General features: G+C 65.6%; 12 protein-coding genes. 2 read left to right on the forward strand and 10 right to left on the reverse strand.

What is annotated here, in order from left to right:
• Nucleotides 1–272: 272 nt before the first annotated feature.
• From F7D09_RS05295 to F7D09_RS11385, 4 genes are all read right to left on the reverse strand, one after another.
• The gene (locus tag F7D09_RS05295) at nucleotides 273–4,364 is read right to left on the reverse strand and encodes a DNA-directed RNA polymerase subunit beta' (RefSeq protein WP_226835976.1); all 4,092 of its coding nucleotides are present in this window, start codon (nucleotides 4,362–4,364) and stop codon (nucleotides 273–275) included.
• Nucleotides 4,365–4,502: 138 nt separating this feature from the next.
• Nucleotides 4,503–8,069 (reverse strand): DNA-directed RNA polymerase subunit beta, encoded by a 3,567-nt coding sequence (gene rpoB / locus F7D09_RS05300; RefSeq protein ID WP_152234376.1) that lies wholly within the window; start codon nucleotides 8,067–8,069, stop codon nucleotides 4,503–4,505.
• Between the two features lie 470 nt (nucleotides 8,070–8,539).
• A complete protein-coding gene (locus F7D09_RS05305) occupies nucleotides 8,540–9,208 on the reverse strand; it encodes a hypothetical protein (RefSeq protein ID WP_152234377.1) in 669 nt (222 codons plus the stop codon).
• A gap of 463 nt (nucleotides 9,209–9,671) precedes the next feature.
• On the reverse strand, nucleotides 9,672–10,799 hold the full coding sequence (locus F7D09_RS11385) for an HhH-GPD family protein (protein WP_226835978.1): 1,128 nt from the start codon (nucleotides 10,797–10,799) through the stop codon (nucleotides 9,672–9,674).
• Between the two features lie 286 nt (nucleotides 10,800–11,085).
• Here F7D09_RS11385 and F7D09_RS05320 point away from each other — a divergent pair, with 286 nt between their 5' ends.
• Entirely contained in the window at nucleotides 11,086–11,751 is a 666-nt protein-coding gene (locus F7D09_RS05320) for a tRNA (cytidine(34)-2'-O)-methyltransferase (RefSeq protein ID WP_152234378.1), read from the forward strand.
• A 283-nt stretch (nucleotides 11,752–12,034) separates the two neighbouring features.
• Here the strand turns inward: F7D09_RS05320 and F7D09_RS05325 are convergent, their stop codons facing one another.
• A complete protein-coding gene (locus F7D09_RS05325) occupies nucleotides 12,035–13,399 on the reverse strand; it encodes a PFL family protein (protein ID WP_152234379.1) in 1,365 nt (454 codons plus the stop codon).
• 30 nt (nucleotides 13,400–13,429) lie between these two features.
• Entirely contained in the window at nucleotides 13,430–13,702 is a 273-nt protein-coding gene (locus F7D09_RS05330) for an ACT domain-containing protein (protein ID WP_152234380.1), read from the reverse strand.
• 355 nt (nucleotides 13,703–14,057) lie between these two features.
• Here F7D09_RS05330 and F7D09_RS05335 point away from each other — a divergent pair, with 355 nt between their 5' ends.
• Nucleotides 14,058–15,383, forward strand: coding sequence for an MFS transporter (locus tag F7D09_RS05335; RefSeq protein ID WP_152234381.1), 1,326 nt, complete (start codon nucleotides 14,058–14,060; stop codon nucleotides 15,381–15,383).
• Between the two features lie 566 nt (nucleotides 15,384–15,949).
• On the opposite strand, the gene F7D09_RS05340 is transcribed toward F7D09_RS05335, so the two are convergent.
• The 4 genes from F7D09_RS05340 to F7D09_RS05355 form a co-directional block, all read right to left on the reverse strand.
• The gene (locus F7D09_RS05340; protein ID WP_319792553.1) at nucleotides 15,950–17,428 is read right to left on the reverse strand and encodes a DHA2 family efflux MFS transporter permease subunit; all 1,479 of its coding nucleotides are present in this window, start codon (nucleotides 17,426–17,428) and stop codon (nucleotides 15,950–15,952) included.
• A gap of 534 nt (nucleotides 17,429–17,962) precedes the next feature.
• Nucleotides 17,963–19,213 (reverse strand): galactokinase, encoded by a 1,251-nt coding sequence (gene galK, locus F7D09_RS05345; protein ID WP_152234382.1) that lies wholly within the window; start codon nucleotides 19,211–19,213, stop codon nucleotides 17,963–17,965.
• A gap of 319 nt (nucleotides 19,214–19,532) precedes the next feature.
• Entirely contained in the window at nucleotides 19,533–20,783 is a 1,251-nt protein-coding gene (gene galT / locus F7D09_RS05350; RefSeq protein WP_152234383.1) for a galactose-1-phosphate uridylyltransferase, read from the reverse strand.
• 6 nt (nucleotides 20,784–20,789) lie between these two features.
• Nucleotides 20,790–21,593 carry a DeoR/GlpR family DNA-binding transcription regulator gene (locus F7D09_RS05355; protein ID WP_152234384.1) on the reverse strand — a complete coding sequence of 268 codons (804 nt, stop codon included), beginning with the start codon at nucleotides 21,591–21,593 and terminating at the stop codon, nucleotides 20,790–20,792.
• Nucleotides 21,594–21,795 lie beyond the last annotated feature (202 nt).

A 21,795-nucleotide genomic window follows, 5' to 3' on the forward strand; every position in this document is an offset into this window, starting at 1 on the left:
GAAATCGAGCGGGGCGTGCGCGACCTGCCCGAACTCGAACAACGCGCCACCCAATGGATCCACTCCATCACCACCCCGACACAACACGCGCAACAGCTTGACAATGTATAGGAGCATCGGAACGTACTCTAAACTCCCGCACGAGTACGGTCGGTTGAGAAATGCTGACCGAACGTACCCGGATATACGACGATGGCCCGGAACCCTCGTGAGGAGGATTCCGGGCCATCGGGTCAGTCAGCGGCGCCGAAGCGCCGCGTCAGCGAAGCGGATCAGGCCTTGTCGGTGCCGTCGTGGTCGTCGCCGCCGAGGTCGCCCAGGCCGTCGAGACCGTCGAGGTTGATGCCGTGGTCGTCGGAGCCGTCGCCCAGGCCGCCCTCATCGTTGATGAAGTCGTCCGGGTTGAAGTCGTCGCCCAGCTTCAGGTCGCCGAAGTCGATGTTGGAGAAGTCCACATCGGACAGGTCGGCGTCGGAGAAGTCGGTCTGCGAGCCGTCCACGTCCGCACCCAGGCCGAAGTTCGGGTAGATCGTGTCGCGGATCGCCTTGTCGGGCTCGACCACCGCGTTGCGGTACCGGGCGAGGCCGGTGCCAGCGGGGATGAGCTTACCGATGATGACGTTCTCCTTGAGGCCCTTGAGGTCGTCGACCTTCTGGCTGAGCGCGGCTTCGGTGAGCACGCGCGTCGTCTCCTGGAAGGAGGCGGCGGACAGCCACGAGTCGGTGGCCAGCGAGGCCTTGGTGATGCCCATCAGCTCCGGACGGGCCGCAGCCGGTTTACCGCCCTTCTTGATGATTTCCTTGTTCGCCTCGCGGAAGCGCGCCTGGTCGACGAGCTCGCCCGGCAGCAGCGCGGTGTCGCCGGAGTCGATCACGGTGACGCGGCGCAGCATCTGGTGGACGATGACCTCGATGTGCTTGTCGTGGATGTCCACACCCTGCGAACGGTACACGGTGTGCACTTCGTTCACGATGTTGACCTGGGCGGCGCGCGGGCCGAGGATGCGCAGGATCTTCTTCGGATCCACGGAACCTTCGGTCAGCTGGGTGCCGGCGGTCACATGGTCGCCGTCCTTGACCAGCAGCGGGGCGCGGCGGGTGTCGGTGTAGACGATCGGCTCGACGCTCGTGTCGTCCGGGGTCAGGGTGATCTGACGGTTGTGGTCGGCGATCTCCACCTTGACCACGCCCGGGAACTCGGCGATCGGGGCCTCACCCTTAGGCGTACGGGCTTCGAAAAGCTCGGTGACACGGGGAAGACCCTGGGTGATGTCGGACGCGGCGGCGACGCCACCGGAGTGGAAGGAACGCAGGGTCAGCTGCGTACCAGGCTCGCCGATGGACTGGGCCGCGACGATGCCGACGGCCTCGCCGACGTCCACCAGCGTGTTGGTGGCCAGCGACCAGCCGTAGCACTTCGCGCACACGCCGCGCTTGGACTCGCAGGTGAGCACGGAGCGGGCCTGCACCTCTTCGACGCCGTGCTTGACGAGATCGTTGAGCACGTCCATCGACAGGGCGTCGTCACGGTGGTACAGCACGGTCGTGCCGTCGGCCGGGTCGATGACGTCGGCCGCGAGCAGACGGGAGTACGGACCGCCGTCGGCCGCCTTGACGAGCGTCAGGTTGCCGTCGGCGTCGCGGTCGGCCACGCGCATGGTCAGGCCGCGCTTGGTGCCGCAGTCCTCCTCGCGCACGATGACGTCCTGCGAGACGTCGACCAGACGACGGGTCAGGTAGCCCGACTCTGCGGTACGCAGTGCGGTATCGGCCAGACCCTTACGCGCGCCGTGCTCGGAGATGAAGTACTCCAGCACGGACAGGCCGCGGCGGTAGTTGGATTCGACCGGTCGGGGGATGATCTCGCCCTTCGGGTTGTTCACCAGGCCACGCACGCCGGAGATCTGGTTGATCTGGGTCATGTTGCCTCGTGCACCGGATTCGACGATGATGGAGAGGTTGTTCTTCGGGTCGAAGTTCTTCTCGATGGCCTTCGACACTTCCTCGCCGCACTTGGTCCACACGTCGATGATCGCCTGGCGGCGGTCCTCCTCCGTGTAGAAACCGAGGTCGTACTGCTCGTTGATCTTGGCGACTTCCTCCTCGGACTTGGCGACGAGGCCGTCACGTTCCGGCGGCTCGACGACGTCGGAGAACGCGAAGGTGACGCCGGACCACGGGGCCCGGGTGAAGCCGAGGTCCTTGAGCGCGTCCAGCGTGGCGGAGACCTGCTCGGTGGAGTAGCGCGTGGCGATGTCGTCGACGATCTTCGCGAGCTTCTTCTTCGGCGCCTGCTCGTTGATGAACGGGTAGTCGACCGGCAGGGTGCCGTTGAACAGGATGCGGCCCATCGAGGTGGCGAACAGCACGGTGCCGTCGTGGAAGCGCTCCTCCTTGACGGTCGCCGGGCTGCCCGGCTCCGGGTCGACGACCGTGATCTCGCGCGGCTGCCAGTCGGCCGGCAGCACGAAGTCCTTCGGCATGCGGATCAGCACTTCGGCCTGCATGTCGATCTCGTGCAGGTCGAGTGCCATCTGCGCCTCGGCGTACGAGGAGAACACGCGGCCCTGGCCCTTCGCGCCTTCGGTGACGGTGCTCAGGTAGTACAGGCCGAGGATCATGTCCTGGCTCGGCATGGAGACGACGTGGCCGTCGGCCGGCTTGAGGATGTTGTCGGAGGCGAGCATGAGGGAGCGGGCCTCGGCCTGCGCTTCGGCGCTCAGCGGAAGGTGCACTGCCATCTGGTCGCCGTCGAAGTCGGCGTTGAAGGCGGCGCAGGCGAGCGGCGGCAGGTGGATGGCCTTGCCTTCGACCAGGATCGGCTCGAAGGCCTGGATGCCCAGTCGGTGCAGCGTAGGCGCACGGTTGAGCAGCACCGGGTGCTCGGAGATGACCTCCTCGAGCACGCCCCACACCTCGGAGTCGCCGCGGTCGACGAGACGCTTGGCGGACTTCATGTTCTGCGCGTAGTTGAGGTCCACGAGGCGCTTGATGACGAACGGCTTGAACAGCTCGAGGGCCATCGGCTTCGGCAGGCCGCACTGGTGCATGCGCAGGGACGGGCCGACGACGATCACGGAACGGCCGGAGTAGTCGACTCGCTTACCGAGCAGGTTCTGACGGAAGCGGCCCTGCTTGCCCTTGAGCATGTCCGAAAGGGACTTGAGCGGGCGGTTGGAGGCGCCGGTGACCGGACGGCCGCGGCGGCCGTTGTCGAACAGGGAGTCGACGGCCTCCTGCAGCATGCGCTTCTCGTTGTTGAGCATGATCTCCGGGGCGCCGAGCTCGATGAGTCGCTTGAGTCGGTTGTTGCGGTTGATCACGCGACGGTAGAGGTCGTTGAGGTCGGAGGTCGCGAAGCGGCCGCCGTCGAGCTGCACCATCGGGCGCAGGTCCGGCGGGATGACCGGGATCACGGTGAGCACCATGGCCTCCGGCTTGTTGCCGGTGGTCAGGAAGGCGTTGACGACCTTGAGGCGCTTGAGCGCGCGGGCCTTGCGCTGGCCGGAGCCGGTGTCAATCTCCTCGCGCAGCTCCTTGGCGGCGGCTTCGAGGTCGAAGTCCTGCAGACGCTTCTGGATGGCCTCGGCGCCCATGCAGCCGGTGAAGTAGTCGCCGTAGCGGTCCTCCATCTCGCGCCACAGGTCGACGTCGCCTTCCAGCTCGCCCGGCTTGAGGTTCTTGAAGCGGTCGAACACGGCGGTCAGTCGCTGGATCTGCTCGTCGTAGCGCTGACGGATGGCCGCCATGTCGCGCTCGGCGCCGTTGCGCAGCTTGGAGCGCGCGGGGCCCTTGGCCTCGCCGGCGGCTTCGAGCTGGGCGAGATCCTCCTCGACCTTGCGGGCGCGGTTCTCGATCTCGTTGTCGCGGCGCTTGGCGAGGTGGCCGATCTCGGTGTCGAACTCGTCCTGCAGGTCGGGCAGGTCCTTGTGACGCTGCTCCTCGTCCACGCCGGTGACCATGTAGGCGGCGAAGTAGATGACCTTCTCGAGGTCCTTCGGCGCGATGTCGAGCAGGTAGCCGAGACGGCTCGGCACACCCTTGAAGAACCAGATGTGGGTGACGGGGGCGGCCAGCTCGATGTGGCCCATGCGCTCGCGGCGCACGCGGGACTTGGTGACCTCCACGCCGCATCGCTCGCACACGATGCCCTTGAAGCGCACGCGCTTGTACTTGCCGCAGGCGCACTCCCAGTCGCGGGTGGGTCCGAAGATCTGCTCGCCGAAGAGGCCGTCCTTCTCGGGCTTGAGGGTACGGTAGTTGATGGTTTCGGGCTTCTTGACCTCGCCGTAGCTCCAGTTGCGGATGTCGTCGGCGGTGGCCAGGCCGATCCTCAGTTTGTCAAATGCGTTGACGTCCAGCACTCTGTATTGTCCTGTCTGTGAAAAACGATTATTCAGTAACGTGTCATGCGAACCGTGCGGCCCGGTGCCGGCGCGCCGTCATCACTGTCGATGCGGTGCGCCGGCCGGTTGCGCGGGCCTTGCGCGGTTCGCGGGGAATCACTGGTACTCGGGCTCCGGGGCCTTCTGGTCCTCCTTGGCGGCGGCGTCGGGCCGCGCACCGATGTTGAAGCCCAGGTCGGCGCTGGCGGAGGACGGGTCGTCGTCCTCGTCCTTCATGTCGATGGCCACGCCCTCGGCGTTGAGCACCTCGACGTTCAGGGAGAGGGACTGCATTTCCTTGAGGAGCACCTTGAACGACTCGGGGATGCCTGCCGGCGGCAGGTTGTCGCCCTTGACGATCGCGCCGTAGACGCGGACGCGGCCGTCCACGTCGTCGGACTTGGTGGTCATCATCTCGTGCAGCGTGTACGCGGCGCCGTAGGCCTCGAGGGCCCACACCTCCATCTCGCCGAAGCGCTGGCCGCCGAACTGGGCCTTGCCGCCCAGCGGCTGCTGCGTGATCATCGAGTACGGACCAGTGGAGCGCGCGTGGATCTTGTCGTCGACGAGGTGGTGCAGCTTCAGCATGTACATGTAGCCCACCGAGATCGGCTTCGGGAACGGCTCGCCGGTGCGGCCGTCGAACAGGGTGGCCTTGCCGTCGGGGCCGACCATCTGCTCGCCGTCGCGGTTCGGCAGCGTGGACTTGAGCAGGCCCTTGATGACGTCGGGGCGCACGCCGTCGAACACCGGGGTGGCGACCGGGGTGTTCGGGGCGCCCTTTTCGGCGCCCTTCGGCACGTACTTCTTCCACTCGGCCTCGAGGTCCGGGTCCAGGCTGATGTCCCAGCCGGAGTGCGCGATCCAGCCGAGGTGCAGCTCGAGCACCTGGCCGAGGTTCATTCGCGACGGCACGCCCAGCGGGTTGAGCATGATGTCGACCGGGGTGCCGTCCGCGAGGAACGGCATGTCCTCCTCGGGCAGGATGCGCGAGATGCAGCCCTTGTTGCCGTGTCGGCCGGAGAGCTTGTCGCCGACCGTGATCTTACGGTGCTGGGCGATGTAGACGCGGATCATCTGGTTGACGCCGTTGGGCAGCTCGTCGCCGTCCTCCTCGGCGTCCTCGCGGGTAATCTCCTTGACCGCGATGACGGTGCCGGTCTCGCCGTGGGGCACGCGCAGCGAGGTGTCGCGCACCTCGCGGGACTTCTCGCCGAAGATGGCGCGAAGCAGGCGCTCCTCCGGGGTCAGCTCGGTTTCGCCCTTCGGCGTGACCTTGCCGACGAGGATGTCGCCGGCCTCGACCTCGGCACCGATGCGGATGATGCCGCGCTCGTCGAGGTTGGCTACCGCGTCCTCGCCGACGTTCGGCAGGTCGCGGGTGATCTCCTCGGCGCCCAGCTTGGTCTCGCGGGCGTCAATCTCGTACTCCTCGATGTGGATGGAGCTCAGCGTGTCGTCCTGCACGAGGCGCTGCGAGATGATGACGGCGTCCTCGTAGTTGTAACCGTTCCACGGCATGAAGGCGATGAGCAGGTTCTTGCCGAGGGCGAGGTCGCCGTTCTGGATGGCGGGGCCGTCTGCCATGACCGTGCCGGCCTCCACGCGCTCGCCGTCGTGGACGATCGGACGCTGGTTGTAGCAGGTCGTCTGGTTGGAACGCTGGAACTTGGCCAGCTTGTAGCTGGACTGCGTACCGTCGTCGTTCATCACGCGGATGAGGTCGGCGGAGACGTAGGTCACGACGCCCGGCTTGTCGGCGATGATCACGTCGCCGGAGTCGTAGGCGACGCGCCACTCGGAGCCGGTGCCCACGAGCGGGCGCTCGGACTCGACCAGCGGCACGGCCTGACGCTGCATGTTGGTACCCATGAGCGCTCGGTGGCCCTCGTCGTGCTCGAGGAACGGGATCAGCGAGGAGCCGATCGAGACCATCTGGCGCGGCGAGACGTCCATGAGGTCGACTTCGCTGACGGGCACATCGACGGCCTCTTCCTCACCCTTACGGGCAAGGGCCTGGCTGTTGACGAAGCGGCCGTTGGAGTCGAGCTCCTGGTTCACCTGCGCGATGACGTGGCCCATCTCCTGGTCGGCGGTCATGTGCACGACCTCGTTGGTGATCTGGCCGTCGACGACCTTGCGGTACGGGGTCTCGATGAAGCCGAACGGGTTGACGCGGCCGAAGGTCGCGAGCGAGCCGATCAGACCGATGTTCGGGCCTTCAGGGGACTCGATCGGGCACATGCGGCCGAAGTGGGACGCGTGCACGTCGCGCACCTCCATGGAGGCGCGGTCGCGAGACAGGCCGCCGGGGCCCAGGGCCGACAGACGGCGCTTGTTGGTCACGCCGGCCAGCGGGTTGTTCTGGTCCATGAACTGCGACAGCTGGGAGGTGCCGAAGAACTCCTTGATGGTGGCGTTCACGGGGCGGATGTTGATCAGGGACTGCGGGGTGATGGCCTCGGCGTCCTGCGTGGTCATGCGCTCGCGCACGACGCGCTCCATACGGGACAGGCCGGTGCGCAGCTGGTTCTGGATCAGCTCGCCGACCTGGCGGATGCGGCGGTTGCCGAAGTGGTCGATGTCGTCCACGTCGACGCGCAGGTCGACGTCCTCGCCGTTGCGCTTGCCCGGGAACGTCTTGCCGCCGTCGTGCAGGGTGACGAGGTACTTGAGCGTGGCGATGATGTCCTCGCGCTTGAGGCTGCGGTCGTTGATCTCGTGCTCGAGGCCGAGCTTGCGGTCGATCTTGTAGCGGCCGACGCGGGCGAGGTCGTAGCGCTTCGTGTTGAAGTAGAAGGAGTCGAGCAGGTTCTTGCCGGCGTCCGGGGTGGCGGTGTCGGACGGGCGGATCTTGCGGTAGAGGTCGGTCAGGGCCTCGTCCTGCGTCTCGATGGTCTCCTTGTCGAGCGCGTCGAGCACCAGCGGGTAGCCTTCGAACGCGTCGCGGATCTCCGGCTTGGTCATGCCGATGGCCATGAGGAAGACGATGGCGGACTGCTTGCGCTTGCGGTCCACGCGCACGCCGAGCACGTCCTTCTTGTCGATCTCGAACTCCAGCCAGGCGCCGCGCGACGGGATGATCTTCGCGCCGAAGATCTCCTTGTCGGAGGCGCGGTCGCGGGAGCGGTCGAAGTAGACGCCCGGGGAGCGCACGAGCTGGGAGACGATGACTCGCTCGGTGCCGCCGATGATGAACGTGCCGTGCGGGGTCTGCAGCGGGAAGTCGCCCATGAACACGGTCTGGGACTTGATCTCGCCGGTGTCGCCGTTCTCGAACTCGGCGTTGACGTACAGCGGCGCGGAGTAGGTGTAGTCCTTCTCCTTGCACTCCTGGACGGTGTGGCGCGGCTCCTCGAAGTACGGCTCCGAGAAGGTCAGGGACATGGTCTGCGCGAAGTTCTCGATCGGGGAGATCTCGTTGAAGACCTCGTCGAGGCCGGAGACGTGGGGTACGGTGTTGGTGCCGTTCGCCTCGTCCTCTTCGACGCGCTTCTTCCAACGCTCGTTGCCGATCAGCCAGTCGAAGCTGTCGGTCTGCACGCCCAGCAGGTAGGGCACGGGGATGGGCTCGCGGATGGAGCCGAAGTTCACGCGGTCCGACGCCTTGTGCAGATCGATGTCGTGCTGGTCGGCGCGTGCGATGATGGTGGTGGTATTCGTCGTAGCTTGAGTGTCAGCCAATGGACGTTCCTTATCGCTCGCTATTCGTTGTCGATATGTACCCGGAAACGCCGCGTTCGGCCACTATATGCCTCGTGCGCGGGCGTTTCTTCATTGTTGACATGCCCGCTATATGACATGCACTTACGCAAATTCCAAATACTAGCACATAATATGCGCGCCCGCAAGACCGCCACGTCGCACACCCCGGGTGTGTCGCGCGGGTCCGTCGCACGGGTCCGTCGCGCAGGTGCGTCGCATCGCGGTCCCTCGCGTCGCGGCCCCGTTGCAGCCCGGCCGCCCCCGTCACAGTACGGCCGCAGTCCGCCTGCCCCGTCGCGCGCAGTCCTGCTACACTTCACCACGCCACGCGCAAACCGTCACGCGGGCTGCCCGTCCCACGTGACGTACCACCGCAAAACCGCTGGAACAAAAGGAAAACGCAACACCACGTCACACGGGCCGGGCGGACCACGTGACGTTGGCAGGCGTCACTGCACGGTGATGGTGACCTTGCCGCTGACCGACTTGCCGAGCGACAGCTGCGCGACGTACGTGCCGCGGTCCACGTTCGGCAGCTTCGTCTCGTCCTTGACGCACCCCTGACCGGTGCGGTTGGCGTTCCACGTGAACTTCTGACTCGCCTTGTCCATGTCGGCCGCGTTCGCCAGAAGCAGCTGCTTCGACGCCGCCGGACACGAGTCGGAACGCCAGACCGTATCCTGCCCCGACGTGATCGTCAGCGTCAGGTCGCCCATGTCAAGCAGGCAGCTTGCCGCACCCGTGTAGTCCACGGTGCCGGTGAACTCCAACGAGCCACCGACCGGCAGGCTCAGCGACGCCGGCGTGAGCGCCAGCTCGACCGATGTGTTGCCGCAGCTCGCCACGCCGGTCGACTTGGGCGGATCGGGGACCGCCGAGCGCGAGATCGGCGTCGGCTTCAGCAACGCGATACCCTGCACGACGCCGCGGCCGAGGCTGTACACACACCACACCGCGAACGACAGCACCACCAGCAGCGCGACGCCGACGACGATGCGGCGGCGACGGTAGATGGCACGCTGCCGCTTGCTGATCGCTCGTTTGCGCGGCCGTCCGGACGGCGAGCCGCCGCGCGGCGACGCGGACGAACGGGATGGCTGACTGGGATGTGCGGGCATACCTGCCAGTCTACTTCATCGGCATGCGAACCGCCGTGCGACGCGGCGGTTCGAGCGCGACACTGCGACACAGGTGCGACACGGCGATCCGGGTGCGACACGGCGATCCGGGTGCGGCATGCAGCACAAGCGCGACACGGCGGAACGGCGCAATACGACAGTCCGACGCACCCGGCGACCCGACGCAACGCTATGTCCCAGCGCAACACGATGCTCCGGGCGCCGCCATACGCCCGACTCGCTTCCCGCAAGATACACAATGTGCATCTTGCGGCGAAACAACCCCCGATTGTGCACCCTAAGGTACACAATCAGGCCCCGGTCATCACACTTTCCCCACATCCAAGCCGCAAGATGCACATTGTGTATCTTGCAGACGCAGGGGCAGCGGCCGAATCGGCGGAGTCCGAACGCCACCGGCGAGCTACAGCTGCAGCAGACAGCCGGAACCGGCAAGTTACGGTCACGGCAGACGGACGGAACCGTCGGGCTGCAGCTCGATCAGGCCGTCATCGTCCAGCGAGGCGACGCACTTGTCGAGCTGGATATGGTCGCTCCACAACGCGGCGATCCGGTCGCGCGGCATGGCAGCACCCGCCGGCGCCTTGCGCAGAGAGTCCAATATCAGGCCACGCACCTGACGGTCGGTGCCGGCGAACCGCTGTCGCGGGCGCGTCCGACGCTCCCCCAGCCCCGGACGTCCTGCCGCCAGGAACCGGCAGTGCGCACGGACCGGGCAGGCATCGCACAGCGGCGTCTTCGCCGTGCACACGAGCGCACCCAGTTCCATGACCGATTGGTTCCAGACCGTCGAACGCGGCTCGCGCGAAACGTGCCGCGCGTCGGCCTCCGCACGCGGCGTAGCGTAGCGGGACGTGGCGGATTTCGACATGCTGCTGTCGGACGCCGCGTTTTCAGGAACATCGTCAGGAACGGCATTGTCAGGAACATCGTTTCCGGACTCGCCGCTGTCGGCAACGACGTTTTCGGGAACGACGTTTTCGGGAACGACGTCGTCAGACAGTATGCCGCTGTCGGGCACACCGTTTTCAGGAACATCGTCCTCAGGCAGCACGTCGCACGCCAGCGCACGCTCGGCCGCGCTCGCCGATCCCCCACGCGACTCGACGCCCAGAAACACACGCGACAGTACGCGGCGGATGTTCGTGTCGACCACGGCGATCCGCTCGCCGAACGCGAAACTCATCACCGCCGAAGCCGTGTAGTCGCCGACGCCCGGCAACGCGACCAGCTCGTCGTAGGTGCGCGGCAGCTCGTCGCCGAGATCATGCGCCACCACGTGCGCGCACTCCTGCAACCGCAGCGCGCGACGCGGATAGCCGAGCCGCCCCCACGCGGTGATCACCTCGGCGGTCGAGGCATCGGCGAGCGCCGCCGCGTCCGGCCAGCGCTTCATCCAGTCAGTCCAGTACGGCACGACGCGGCTCATCTGCGTCTGCTGGCTCATGACCTCGCTGACGAGCACGCCCCACGGGGTGGCGCGTCCGAACCGCCACGGCAGGTCGCGGGCGTTCGCCTCCCACCATGCGGCGAGGCGCGCGCGGACCTGCCCGGCCTGTTGTTTCTGCATCACGGCAACCATGACTGACAGCATACGTGCGCGCGGGACGGGACGGGTCTCACAACGCGGCAACCCGTAGCATCTCACGTCACGCGGGACGGGCGGACCACATGACAACACCGCACAAAACGTTGGAACGGCAACGGTTTCGGGGACAGCATCACGTGGGACGGGCGGACCACGTGACGACATGGCAACGACAGCATGAGTGCGACGGCGAATGTGTACCTGCGAACGTACGACGGCGTGGGCGCTGTGTCGATTGGCGTTTTTATCCTTGACGATTGTGAATGATATGGAACAGAACCCTGTAAAGCCCGCGGAAAACGGCGGTTCCGACCCTGAATCCAAGGTCGAGAAGATGTTCGAATACGGATATCGCAAGTCGAACTACGGCCCGGACGAGCTGGTGACCGACGCGCACGGCAACCCGATCAGCGTGGTGGACGCGATGCTGTCGGCCGAGAAGGCCGCGGCCGCCGAGACCGTGACCCCGCACCTGTGCTACTACAGCCCGCGCATCCCCGGCAACACGGGATCGGCCATCCGCCTGTGCGCGGTGACCGGCACGATCCTGCACCTGGTGGAGCCGCTGGGCTTCAACCTGCGCGACACGAAGCTGCGCCGCGCGGGGCTCGACTACCACGACATGGCGCACGTGGTGCTGCATCCGAACTTCGAGAACCTCGTGGAATCAATGCCGAACTCGCGCATCATCGCGTTCACCGCACACGCCACGAAGCTGTACACGGAGGTCGAGTACCGGCCGACCGACATCCTGCTGTTCGGTCCGGAGCCGGGCGACATCCCCGACCCGATGGACATCATGGCCGGCCCGCACGTGGCAGAGCAGGTGCGTCTGCCGATGCGGCCGTCGCTGCGGTCGCTGAACCTCACCAACTGCGCGTCGATCGCCATCTATGAGGCCTGGCGGCAGCTGGGATTCGCCGGAGGACGGTGAAAACCTGCCCCGGGGTCCAAGGCTGAGCGTCGGGGGGTGACGCTCCCCCAGTCAGCTTCGCTGACAGCCCCCTCCACCGAGGGGGCGAGAATCAAATTCGTCAAGCGCGACAGCTGCGGATAGCCCATCCAAGTCCCCGGATTTCCGTAATTTCTTGCGCTTGGAATGGCTCAGCGCAAGATATTACGGACGACACCGCTGTTTTCCGTAATTTCTTGCGCTGAAGATGAGTTAGATGGGTCAGAGGAGACGATGAGCCAAGGGGCCGCGGCCTGCACCAGCCTCAGTTCTTGAAGCTGTGAATCGGGGCGGGGATGCGGCCGCCGCGCGTGACGAACGCCTCGCACGAGGTCTGGTTCACCGGAATGATCGGCGCGTAGCCCATGAGCCCACCGAAGTTGGCCACCTCGCCGACGCCCTTGCCTTCGACCGGAATCACGCGCACGGCGGTGGTCTTCTGGTTGACCATGCCAATGGCCGCCTCGTCGGCGATGAGGCCGGAGATGGTCGCCGCCGAAGTGTCGCCCGGAATGGCGATCATGTCGAGGCCGACCGAGCACACGCAGGTCATCGCCTCCAGCTTCTCGATGGTCAGGCAGCCGGAAGCCGCGGCGTCGATCATGTTCTTGTCTTCGGAGACAGGGATGAACGCGCCGGACAGGCCGCCCACATAGCTGCTCGCCATGATGCCGCCCTTCTTGACCTGGTCGTTGAGCATCGCGAGCGCCGCGGTCGTGCCGGGCGCACCCACCTGGTCAAGGCCGATCTTCTCGAGCACCTCGCCGACCGAGTCGCCCACGGCGGGCGTCGGCGCGAGTGACAGGTCGATGATGCCGAACGGCACGCCCAGCCGACGCGACGCCTCCTGGGCGACCAGCTGGCCCACGCGCGTGATCTTGAACGCGGTGCGTTTGATGGTCTCGCACAGGAACTCGAAATCACGTCCGACCGCGGCGTCCAGCGCACGCGAGACGACGCCGGGGCCGGAGACGCCGACGTTGATGACCGCGTCGCCTTCGGTGACGCCGTGGAAACCGCCTGCCATGAACGGGTTGTCGTCGGGGACGTTGCAGAACGCGACGAACTTGACGCAGCCGTACGAGTCGTTGTCGGCGGTGCGGTGCGCGATGTCCTTGATGATGTGGCCGAGCAGCTCGACCGCATCCATGTCGATGCCGGTCTTCGTGGAGCCGACGTTGACGGACGAGCAGACGACCTCGGTCTCGCTCAGCGCCTGCGGCAGCGATTCGATGAGCAGCCGCTCGGCCGGGGTCATGGCCTTGGAGACGAGCGCCGAGTAGCCGCCGATCAGGTTGACGCCGACCTGCTTGGCCGCGCGGTCGAGCGCGTGCGCGATCTTGACGAAATCGCCGCTGGTCTTGCAGCAGCTGGCGCCGACCAGCGAGATCGGGGTGACGGTGATGCGCTTGTTGACGATCGGGATGCCGTAGTCGCGTTCGATGTCCTCGCCGGTGGAGACGAGGTCCTTCGCGTACGTGGTGATCTTGCGGTAGATGTTGTCGCAGGTCTCGTCCACGTCGTCGGTGGCGCAGTCGAGCAGCGAGATGCCCATGGTGATGGTGCGCACGTCGAGCTTCTCCTGCTCGATCATCTGGTTGGTCTCGTGGACCTCCATGATATTCAGCATGGTGTTTCCTTTCGGTCGGGCCTTCCGAGACTAAATCCGGTGCATCTTGGTGAAGATCTCCTCGCGCTGGCAGCGGATGCGTACGCCGATGTCGTCGCCGAGGTCCTCCAGGTTGCCGACCATCGCGCCGAAGTCCTTGTCGGCGGCCGCGTAGTCGACGATCATCATCATGTTGAAGTAGCCGTCGATGATGGTCTGGGAGATGTCCAGCACGTTCACGTTGTGCTGGGAAAGGTAGGTGCAGACGCGCGCGATGATGCCGACGGTGTCCTTGCCGACGACGGTGATGATTGCCTTGTTCATGGGACTCCCTGACTGGGCCGGGCCGCGGCCCGGACGCCGAAGATGCTGGTGACTGTTCCAGTATAGGGAGCGGCACGTATCGCAGACGTTGCATCCACTATGCAAGACGGCGTCCATGGATGTCCACACTGTGAACAGGCTGTCGACAATCGCACGCCTCGACCGTACGGTAAGGGGCATTGTTCCGGTGACCCCGGAACCAAAACCCACCGCGCCGGAGCAGTCCAGACATCCGGCACAACCGGATCGGGACCCTCCGGCCGCGTGGCCAGTGCAGGAGCGCGAACGCGTTCCTCGACTCAATCGCATGTTTGAGAAGATCGAGAAGACTCACGCTAGTCAAGAGGGTTCATTCATGACATCCGCAACCGCAGCAGTTTCCGCCAGCACCAAGGAAACGAAGAAGGATTCCGTGCCCGAGATCATCGCCGCGTCGATGGTCGGCACCGCAATCGAGTTCTACGACAACTACTGCTATTCCATCGCATCCGCCAGCTACTTCGGCGCCATCTTCTTCCCCGGCGCCACCAAGGCGAACCCGGCCATCGGCACCATGCTCGCGTTCCTCACGTTCGCCGTGTCGTTCCTCGCCCGCCCGTTCGGCTCCATGCTGTTCGGCCACTTCGGCGACCGCATCGGCCGCAAGACCACGCTGGTCGTCGCCCTGATGACCATGGGCATCTCCACGTTCCTCGTCGGCTGCCTGCCCGGCTATGAGCAGCTCGGCATCTGGTCGATCATCATCCTGTGCATCTGCCGCGCCTGCCAGGGCGTGGGTCTGGCCGGCGAATGGTCCGGCGCCGCGCTGGTCGCCACCGAGAACGCGCCTGCCGACAAGCGCGCGCTCTACGGCTCGTTCCCGAACCTCGGCGCCCCGATCGGCTTCTTCTGCGCGTACGGCCTCAACCTGCTGCTCGACACCACGCTCGGCCCGCAGCAGATGCAGGCCTGGGGCTGGCGTATCCCGTTCCTGTGCTCCGCGGTGCTGGTCATCATCGGCCTGTACGTGCGTATCCGCATGACCGAGACGCCGATCTTCCGCAAGGCCGCCGCCGAGGACCGCGTGGTCAAGCACCCGCTCGCCGCGCTGCTGCCCTACTGGAAGGAAGTGCTGCTCGGCACCTTCGCCATGGGCATCACCTACACGCTGTTCTACGTGCTCGGCACCTGGTCGCTGTCCTACGGCGTGAAGGTCATGCAGCCGGCGTTCACCCAGAACGAGTATCTGGCCATGCAGATGGTCTCCGTGCTGTTCTTCGCCGTCTTCATCGTCATCTCCTGCCTGTACGCCGACAAGCTCGGCCGCAAGACGGTGCTCATCACGGCGACGCTGTGCACGCTCGTGTTCTCCATCTTCGCGATGCAGTCGCTCACCCACAACGTGACCGGCGTGATGCTGTTCCTGTGCGTCGGCTTCTGCTGCATGGGCGCGCTGTTCGGACCGTGCGGCGCCTACCTGCCTGAGCTGTTCCCGACCAACGTGCGCTACTCCGGCGCCGGCCTGAGCTACAACCTGGCCGCGATCCTCGGCGGCGCGTTCGCCCCGTCCATCGCCACCGCGCTCGTGCAGGCGACCGGCTCCGTCGCCTCCGTCGGCTGGTACATGGCGATCATGGCCGCGCTCGCGCTCGTCGCGCTGTTCCTCATCAAGGAAAGCAAGGACGAGGACTACACCAAGTGATGTGAGTCGTCGCCTATGACAAGTCCCTTTGTCTGGATGCAGACAAAGGGACTTTTTGTTGCCGGGCGACCGTGTTGCCGGGCGATCCCGAACGGAACGTACTCGTAGCAGCCGTACGGGTACGTTCCGTTGAGAAATCATGACGGAACGTACTCGTAGAGACGGTTAGGGTACGTTCCGTTGAGAAAACATGACGGACCGTACTCGTACGGACGTCTACGGGTACGTTCCGTCGATAAATCCTGACCGACCGTACTCGGGAACGTGCGTACGGGTACGGTCCGTTGATTTTGTCTGACGGAACGTACCCGTGGGAACGTTTCGGGTACGGTCCGTCAAAAAATGACAACGGACCGTACTCGTGGAACCGCTCAGAGTACGGTCCGTTGTCGTTTTCCAACGAAACGTACTCGTACGGACGCTTAGAGTACGTTCGGTCAGAAAACAATGACGAAACGTACCCGCAGACGGATTACGAGTACGTTCGGTCAGGAAATCCCAACGGACCGTACTCGTAGAGACGATTACGAGTACGGTCCGTTGTTTGATACGTCAGGCGGTCATGGTCAGGCGGTCAGCCGTTCGACGTCGACGTGGACCGGCACCAGCTTGGGTTCGGCTCGCGACTCCTTGAGCAGGAAGGAGCACGCAAGCACGACGACCACAAGCACCATGCCGAAGAGGTAGCCGTACCGCGAACCGTCCACGAAGCCCTGCGCGGGGTTCGCGCCGCCGGCGGCCGCGTAGTTCGTCTGGCCGAGTCCGAGCAGGCAGGTGGCCACGGCCGTGGCGATCGCGCCGCACACCTGCTGCATGGTGTTCATGATGGTGCTGCCGTCCGCGGCCATGTGGCCGGGCAGCGACTTGAGTGCCGCCGACTGTGCGGACTGCTGGATGAACGGGATGCCGACCATGACGATGATGTGCGCGGCGAGGAACAGTGCGACCGGCGTGGAGACACCGATCATGAAGAACAGCGCACCGCCGGCGACGGTCAGCGCGGAGCCGATCCACACGAGCCGCTTCGCGCCGTACCGGTCGAACAGACGGCCCGCAGCGAGCGTGCACAGCGCATTGATGACGCCGCCGGGCAGCATGAGCAGGCCTGCGACGGTGGAGCTCAGGCCCATGCCCCGCTGCAGCTCCTGCGGCACGAGGTACATGAACGCGAGCGTGCAGGAGAACGAGCAGCTGATCATGATGGCCGGCGTGCGGAACGCGGCGACGCCCAGCGCACGCAGGTCAAGCAGCGGCGTGGCGATTGTCAGCTGACGGCGCGCGTAGAACGCCAGCACGACAACGCCGACGACCAGCAGCGCGATGACGGCGGCCGAGAAGCCCATGTCGCTGATGAGGCTCACGCCGGCGACGAGGCAGCCGAAACCGATGGCCGAGGCGAGGATGGAGATCACGTCGACCTTCGGACGCGTGCGTTCGATCGGCGTGACGAAGAACAGCGCCGTGCACACGATGGCGATGACGGCGACCACGGCGAACAGCGCGAAGATCGCACGCCATGAGAACGCGCCGATCAGCGCTCCGGCGATGGTCGGGCCGATGACGGGCGCGAACATGATGACCAGGCCGGCCACACCGTTCGCCGCGCCGATCTTATGCAGCGGGAACACGCGCATGATCGCCGCGTACATGGTCGGCAGCACGATGCCCGTGCTCACACCCTGCATGATGCGGCCAGCAAGCAGGATCGGGAACGTGGGCGCGACAGTGCAGACGACCGCGCCAACCAGGAAACAGACCAGCGCGAACAGCACGAGCGTCTTGGCCTTGATCCATTTGAGCATGAAGCCGACGCACGGCAGCACCACGCCGATGGCGAGCATGTAGCCGACGACCATCCACTGCGCGGTGCCGGACGAGATGCCGAAATCGGCCATCAGGTCGGGCAGGGTGATGTTCATGGACGTTTCGGACAGCATGCCGAGAAACACGCTGATGTACAGTCCGAGCATCACCTTGTGCGGATGGTCGACGTGGTGCGGCGCTTCCGGCACGAACGCGGCGTCGGACAGTTGGTTTTTACGAATGGTTGTCTGGTTGACGGACAACGGAATCCTCTTCTTCGGTAGATGTCGTCGCCGTCGCGCGGCGCCCGGCCATGCGCGGCCGCACGCCGGCGGCCCGCGGTCGATGACTGATCGACGCCGCGGTCTGCGGTGTACGGCTACGTTGGCGGGCGCCGACAACCCCTAACGTCCGGGTCACGATCGGCGACAAAAAAATCGCATGCCATACGGCGGGTGAAACGCCGTGTGGCATGCGATTATTCAAGACGAGAGGTGAGTGTAATACGCTTTTCGGTTTTTCGTAAGTATGGCCGGGCGTGTCGCGGCTGCGACTACCGCCCCAGCCAGCGGGGGCGGTAGTCGAGTGGTCGCGGGGTGTCACGCTGCAGAAGCATGTTCGAGCGGCGTGACGCTCCCCCAGTCACGGCCGTTGGCCGTGCCAGCCCCCTCCACCGAGGGGGCCGAGGGGCCACACACAGCCAGCTGTACCAGCACCCCCGCCAGCAGGGATGAACCTGCGTGGCCCGGAACTGGGCCGCACAACGCCGCCTGGCGTCAGGCTTCGCGGCTGGCGCTGGCTGCGGCGTATGCGGGCAGCGCGCGCGGCGCGTTGAAGCCCTTGGCCTCGAACTCGTCGGCTATCTTCTGCGCGATCTCGTGGCCCGCGCCCTTGTCGACGAGCGCGATGATGGAGCCACCGAAGCCGCCGCCGGTCATGCGGGCGCCGTACGCGCCGTTCGCGCGGGCGACGTCCACCGCGGTGTCGAGCTCGGCGACGGTCACCTCGTAGTCGTCACGCAGCGAGTCGTGCGAGGCGTTGAACAGCGCACCGGCGGTCTTGATGTCGCCTTCGGCGAACGCCTTGATGAACTCGTCGACGCGGCCGATCTCGGTGATGACGTGGCGCACGCGCTTCTTCGTCGTCTCGTCGGGCAGCTTGGCGAGCACGGCGTCGAGCGCGGCGGCCGGGTCGGCGGAGGCGTTGACCTCGTCGGCGACCTCACGCAGGTTGGCGACGCCGAGCAGTTCGGCGGCCTTCTCGCAGGCCGAACGGCGCTGCGCGTACTGGCCGTCGTTGAGCTGGTGCGGGGCGCGGGTGTCGAGCACGAGCAGCTCGAGACCGTACTTGTCGAGGTCGAACTCCTGCTGGGAGACGGATTCGAGCGCGGTCAGGCCCGGGCGACAGTCAAGGCGAATCGCGTGGCCTTCGGTGCAGCGCATGGAGGCGTTCTGGTCGAGTCCGCCGGTGGAGGCGCCGGCCATGTCGTTCTCGGACTTGATGGCGGCGTTGATGAGGGTCACGCGGCCGGTGTCGGTAGAGCCGTAGCCGAGGCCGTACACGTCGTCCAGGGCGAGCGCGGTGGAGCAGGTCATGGCGGCGGACGAGCTCAGGCCCGACCCCAGCGGCACGCAGGAGACGAACGCGGCGTCGAAGCCCTTGACCTGGTCGAAGCCGGCTTCGCGCAGCGCCCACGCCACGCCGGTCGGGTAGGCGGCCCAACCGTCCACGCCGCGGGCCTGAAGGCCGTCGAGGTCGGCTTCGGCGACCTTGTCGGGGGCGACGTCGGAGACGAGGCGGACCTTCGTGTCCTCGCGCGGCTTGACGGCGATGAACGTGCGGTGCGGCAGAGCGATGGGCAGGCACAGGCCGGCGTTGTAGTCGGTGTGTTCGCCGATGAGGTTGACGCGGCCGGGGGCGGCCCACACGCCGGCGGGTTCGGTGCCGTAGGTGTCGGCGAACAGCTTGGTGGCCTTCTCGACGCCCTCCTCGTGGGCGATCGGTTCGATGAATTCAACAGCAGTCATTGGTGTTCTTTCCTTGTCATCAGGACAATCACGGGGTGGTTGGCCGTTTGCGGCGACTCATACGCTTGCAGACGGTCACATACTATTGTAACCGGTCACACGCCGGTTATGGACATCCCCTGTCCATATTGGCGAGGGGATGTCCATAACCGGCTGCGTGAGTGACATGAGCGGCATCCGGCAGGGACGATGCCGACCATCGATCGGCACCGTCAGTCAGCGACATCGTTCAGTCGATGTCGTTAGTACGCCAGTGAGCGACGTCGCCAGTCAGCAACGTCGCCAGTGAATGAACGGCGTCGTCTCAGTCGGCGTCGTCTCAGTCAGCAATGTCGATGTCGCCGAGCTCGTGGAAGCGCTTGGCGATGAGCTCGGGCGTCGTGTCGGAGATCCAGGCGGCCATGCCGGACTCGGAGCCGGCGAGGTACTTGATCTTGTTGGCGGCGCGTCGGAAGCTGAAGAACTGCAGGTTCAGACGGTAGTTCTCGCGGCGCGGGTCGTGGATCGGGGCCTGGTGCCAGGCGGCGATGTACGGCAGGTCCATGCCCTTGCCGTCGCCCTTGTCGAAGAACGCGTTGCCGCGCTTGAGCAGGTGCGAGTACATGGAGGCGAGGTCCCAGCGCTCCTGGTCGTTGAGCTCGTCGATGGTGAGCACGTCACGCACAGGGGCGACGTGGACCTCGAGGGGCCAGCGGGCGGCGGCCGGCACGTAGGCGACCCAGCTGTGGTTGCGCATGACGACGCGCTCCTTGGCCTCCAGCTCGGCGTTCATGATGTCCTTGAGCAGGTTGCCGCCGGTCTTCTCATGGTAGGCCTCGGTGTGCTTGAGCTCGGCCTCCATCTTCGGGGCGATGAACGGGTAGCAGTAGACCTGGCCGTGCGGGTGGGCCAGCGAGACGCCGATCTCGGCGCCGTGGTTCTCGAACGGGAAGATCTGCTCGATGCCGTCCATCTTGGAGATCTCGGCGGTGCGGAACGCCCACGCCTCGACGACCGTGCGCAGACGGGACACCGGCAGGTCGGCCGGCAGGCCGTTCTCGTCAGGGTCGAAGCAGATGACCTCGCAGCGGCCGGCGGCCATCTTCTTCTCCCACAGCGGGTTGCCGTCCACGTAAGTCACGTCCTCGGAGCGGCCGGGCACGCGCACCATGGAGGGGAAGCGGTTCTCGAAGACGACGACGTTGTAGTCGGTGTCCGGGACCTCGCCGTCCTGGTACGGGTCGCCGGGCTTGCGGGCGGCCAGCGGGTTGCCCTTCGCGGTGGCGCCGGGGCCGGCGGTGATCGGGCGGTTCATGCGGGCGGTCGCCATCGGGATCCAGTCGCCGGTCAGCGGGTCGCGGCGCATTTCGGGGGCAGCGTACGGCACCTCCTCGCCGGCGGCGTTCAGCTGGTTGGCGAAACGGTACGGCAGGTTGCGCGGGTCCTTGAGCTCGCGCGTCTTCTTGCCGGAGACGTATTCCGGATCGTCGTCGAGGTAGAAGAAGTCACGGCCGTCGGCGAGGGTCGTCGGCGTGATGCGGATGTGCTCCTTCGCATACTCCCCGGGGGTGTAGTTGGCGAATTCTGCCATGGTGTGTCACTCACTTTCTTCGGTGTGTTCGCTCTGGTGGGCCAGAACGAGTTCCTTTACCAAATCCCTTGTCTTGGCGATGGACCCGTGGTCGAGACCGTCGTCGGTGATGACGGTGTCCACCTGGTCGAACCGGGCGAACAGCGACAGTGATGTACAACTCCATTTCGTATGGTCGGTCAGGATGACCGTACGGTCGGCGATGCCCATCATGGCCATGTCGGTGGCCGCTTCCAGCGAGTTCGGCATGAGGAACCCGCGGGGGATGGACACGGAGTGCGTGCCGAGGAACACGGTGTTGACGCGCAATGACGCCACGACCTTATCGGCGATCGGTCCGACCAGCGAGTTCGACCGCGTGGTGACGCCGCCGGTCACGATGACCTCGACGTCCTTGGATTCCAGCGCCTGCACGAGCTCGGCGACGGGAATCGAGTTGGTGAGGATGGTGATGCCGTTCGACTGCTGGCTTTCGAGCAGATGCTGCGCGAACACGTACGCCGTGGTGCCGCCGCCGATGGCGATCACGTCGCCGGGGGCCACATAGTGGATGGCCTCCTGTGCGATGGCGTCCTTGAGGCCAATGTCCATCTGCGATTTGACGGAGAACAGCGGCTCGCTGAGCAGTGCGCTGGTGCTGACGGCGCCGCCGTGAACCCGCTTGAGCAGTCCTTTGTCGGACAGGTCGGCGATATCGCGGCGGATGGTCATTGCGGAGACACCGAGTTCCTTCGACAACGCCGTGATGCGGACCGCGCCGCGCGTGCGCAGCCGGCTCAGTATCAGATGCTGACGTTGTGAGGAAATCATGTGAACATTATCGCACATGTTCGCGCATAAACAAAACCAATCGTGTTCGTTTCTCCCAGCGTGTCGCGGCCATATCGCACAATCCGGCACAAAACCGGACATTTTGCCTGCGTCACCCTCGTCGTCCGCACACACGACAGCACACGCACGTCACAGCACAAAGCGCACACGCCTGTCACAGCGGGTAGGTGCACGCTGTGAC

Source organism: Bifidobacterium leontopitheci (genome assembly GCF_009193355.1).
Lineage (GTDB): Bacteria > Actinomycetota > Actinomycetes > Actinomycetales > Bifidobacteriaceae > Bifidobacterium > Bifidobacterium leontopitheci.

Bases quoted from the DNA above. Each gene is read 5' to 3' on its own strand.
- F7D09_RS05305 (WP_152234377.1), bottom strand. From the start codon at position 9,208: ATGCCCGCACATCCCAGTCAGCCATCCCGTTCGTCCGCGTCGCCGCGC.
- F7D09_RS11385 (WP_226835978.1), bottom strand. From the start codon at position 10,799: ATGCAGAAACAACAGGCCGGGCAGGTCCGCGCGCGCCTCGCCGCATGG.
- F7D09_RS05320 (WP_152234378.1), top strand. From the start codon at position 11,086: ATGGAACAGAACCCTGTAAAGCCCGCGGAAAACGGCGGTTCCGACCCT.
- F7D09_RS05325 (WP_152234379.1), bottom strand. From the start codon at position 13,399: ATGCTGAATATCATGGAGGTCCACGAGACCAACCAGATGATCGAGCAG.
- F7D09_RS05330 (WP_152234380.1), bottom strand. From the start codon at position 13,702: ATGAACAAGGCAATCATCACCGTCGTCGGCAAGGACACCGTCGGCATC.
- F7D09_RS05335 (WP_152234381.1), top strand. From the start codon at position 14,058: ATGACATCCGCAACCGCAGCAGTTTCCGCCAGCACCAAGGAAACGAAG.
- galK (WP_152234382.1), bottom strand. From the start codon at position 19,213: ATGACTGCTGTTGAATTCATCGAACCGATCGCCCACGAGGAGGGCGTC.
- galT (WP_152234383.1), bottom strand. From the start codon at position 20,783: ATGGCAGAATTCGCCAACTACACCCCCGGGGAGTATGCGAAGGAGCAC.
- F7D09_RS05355 (WP_152234384.1), bottom strand. From the start codon at position 21,593: ATGATTTCCTCACAACGTCAGCATCTGATACTGAGCCGGCTGCGCACG.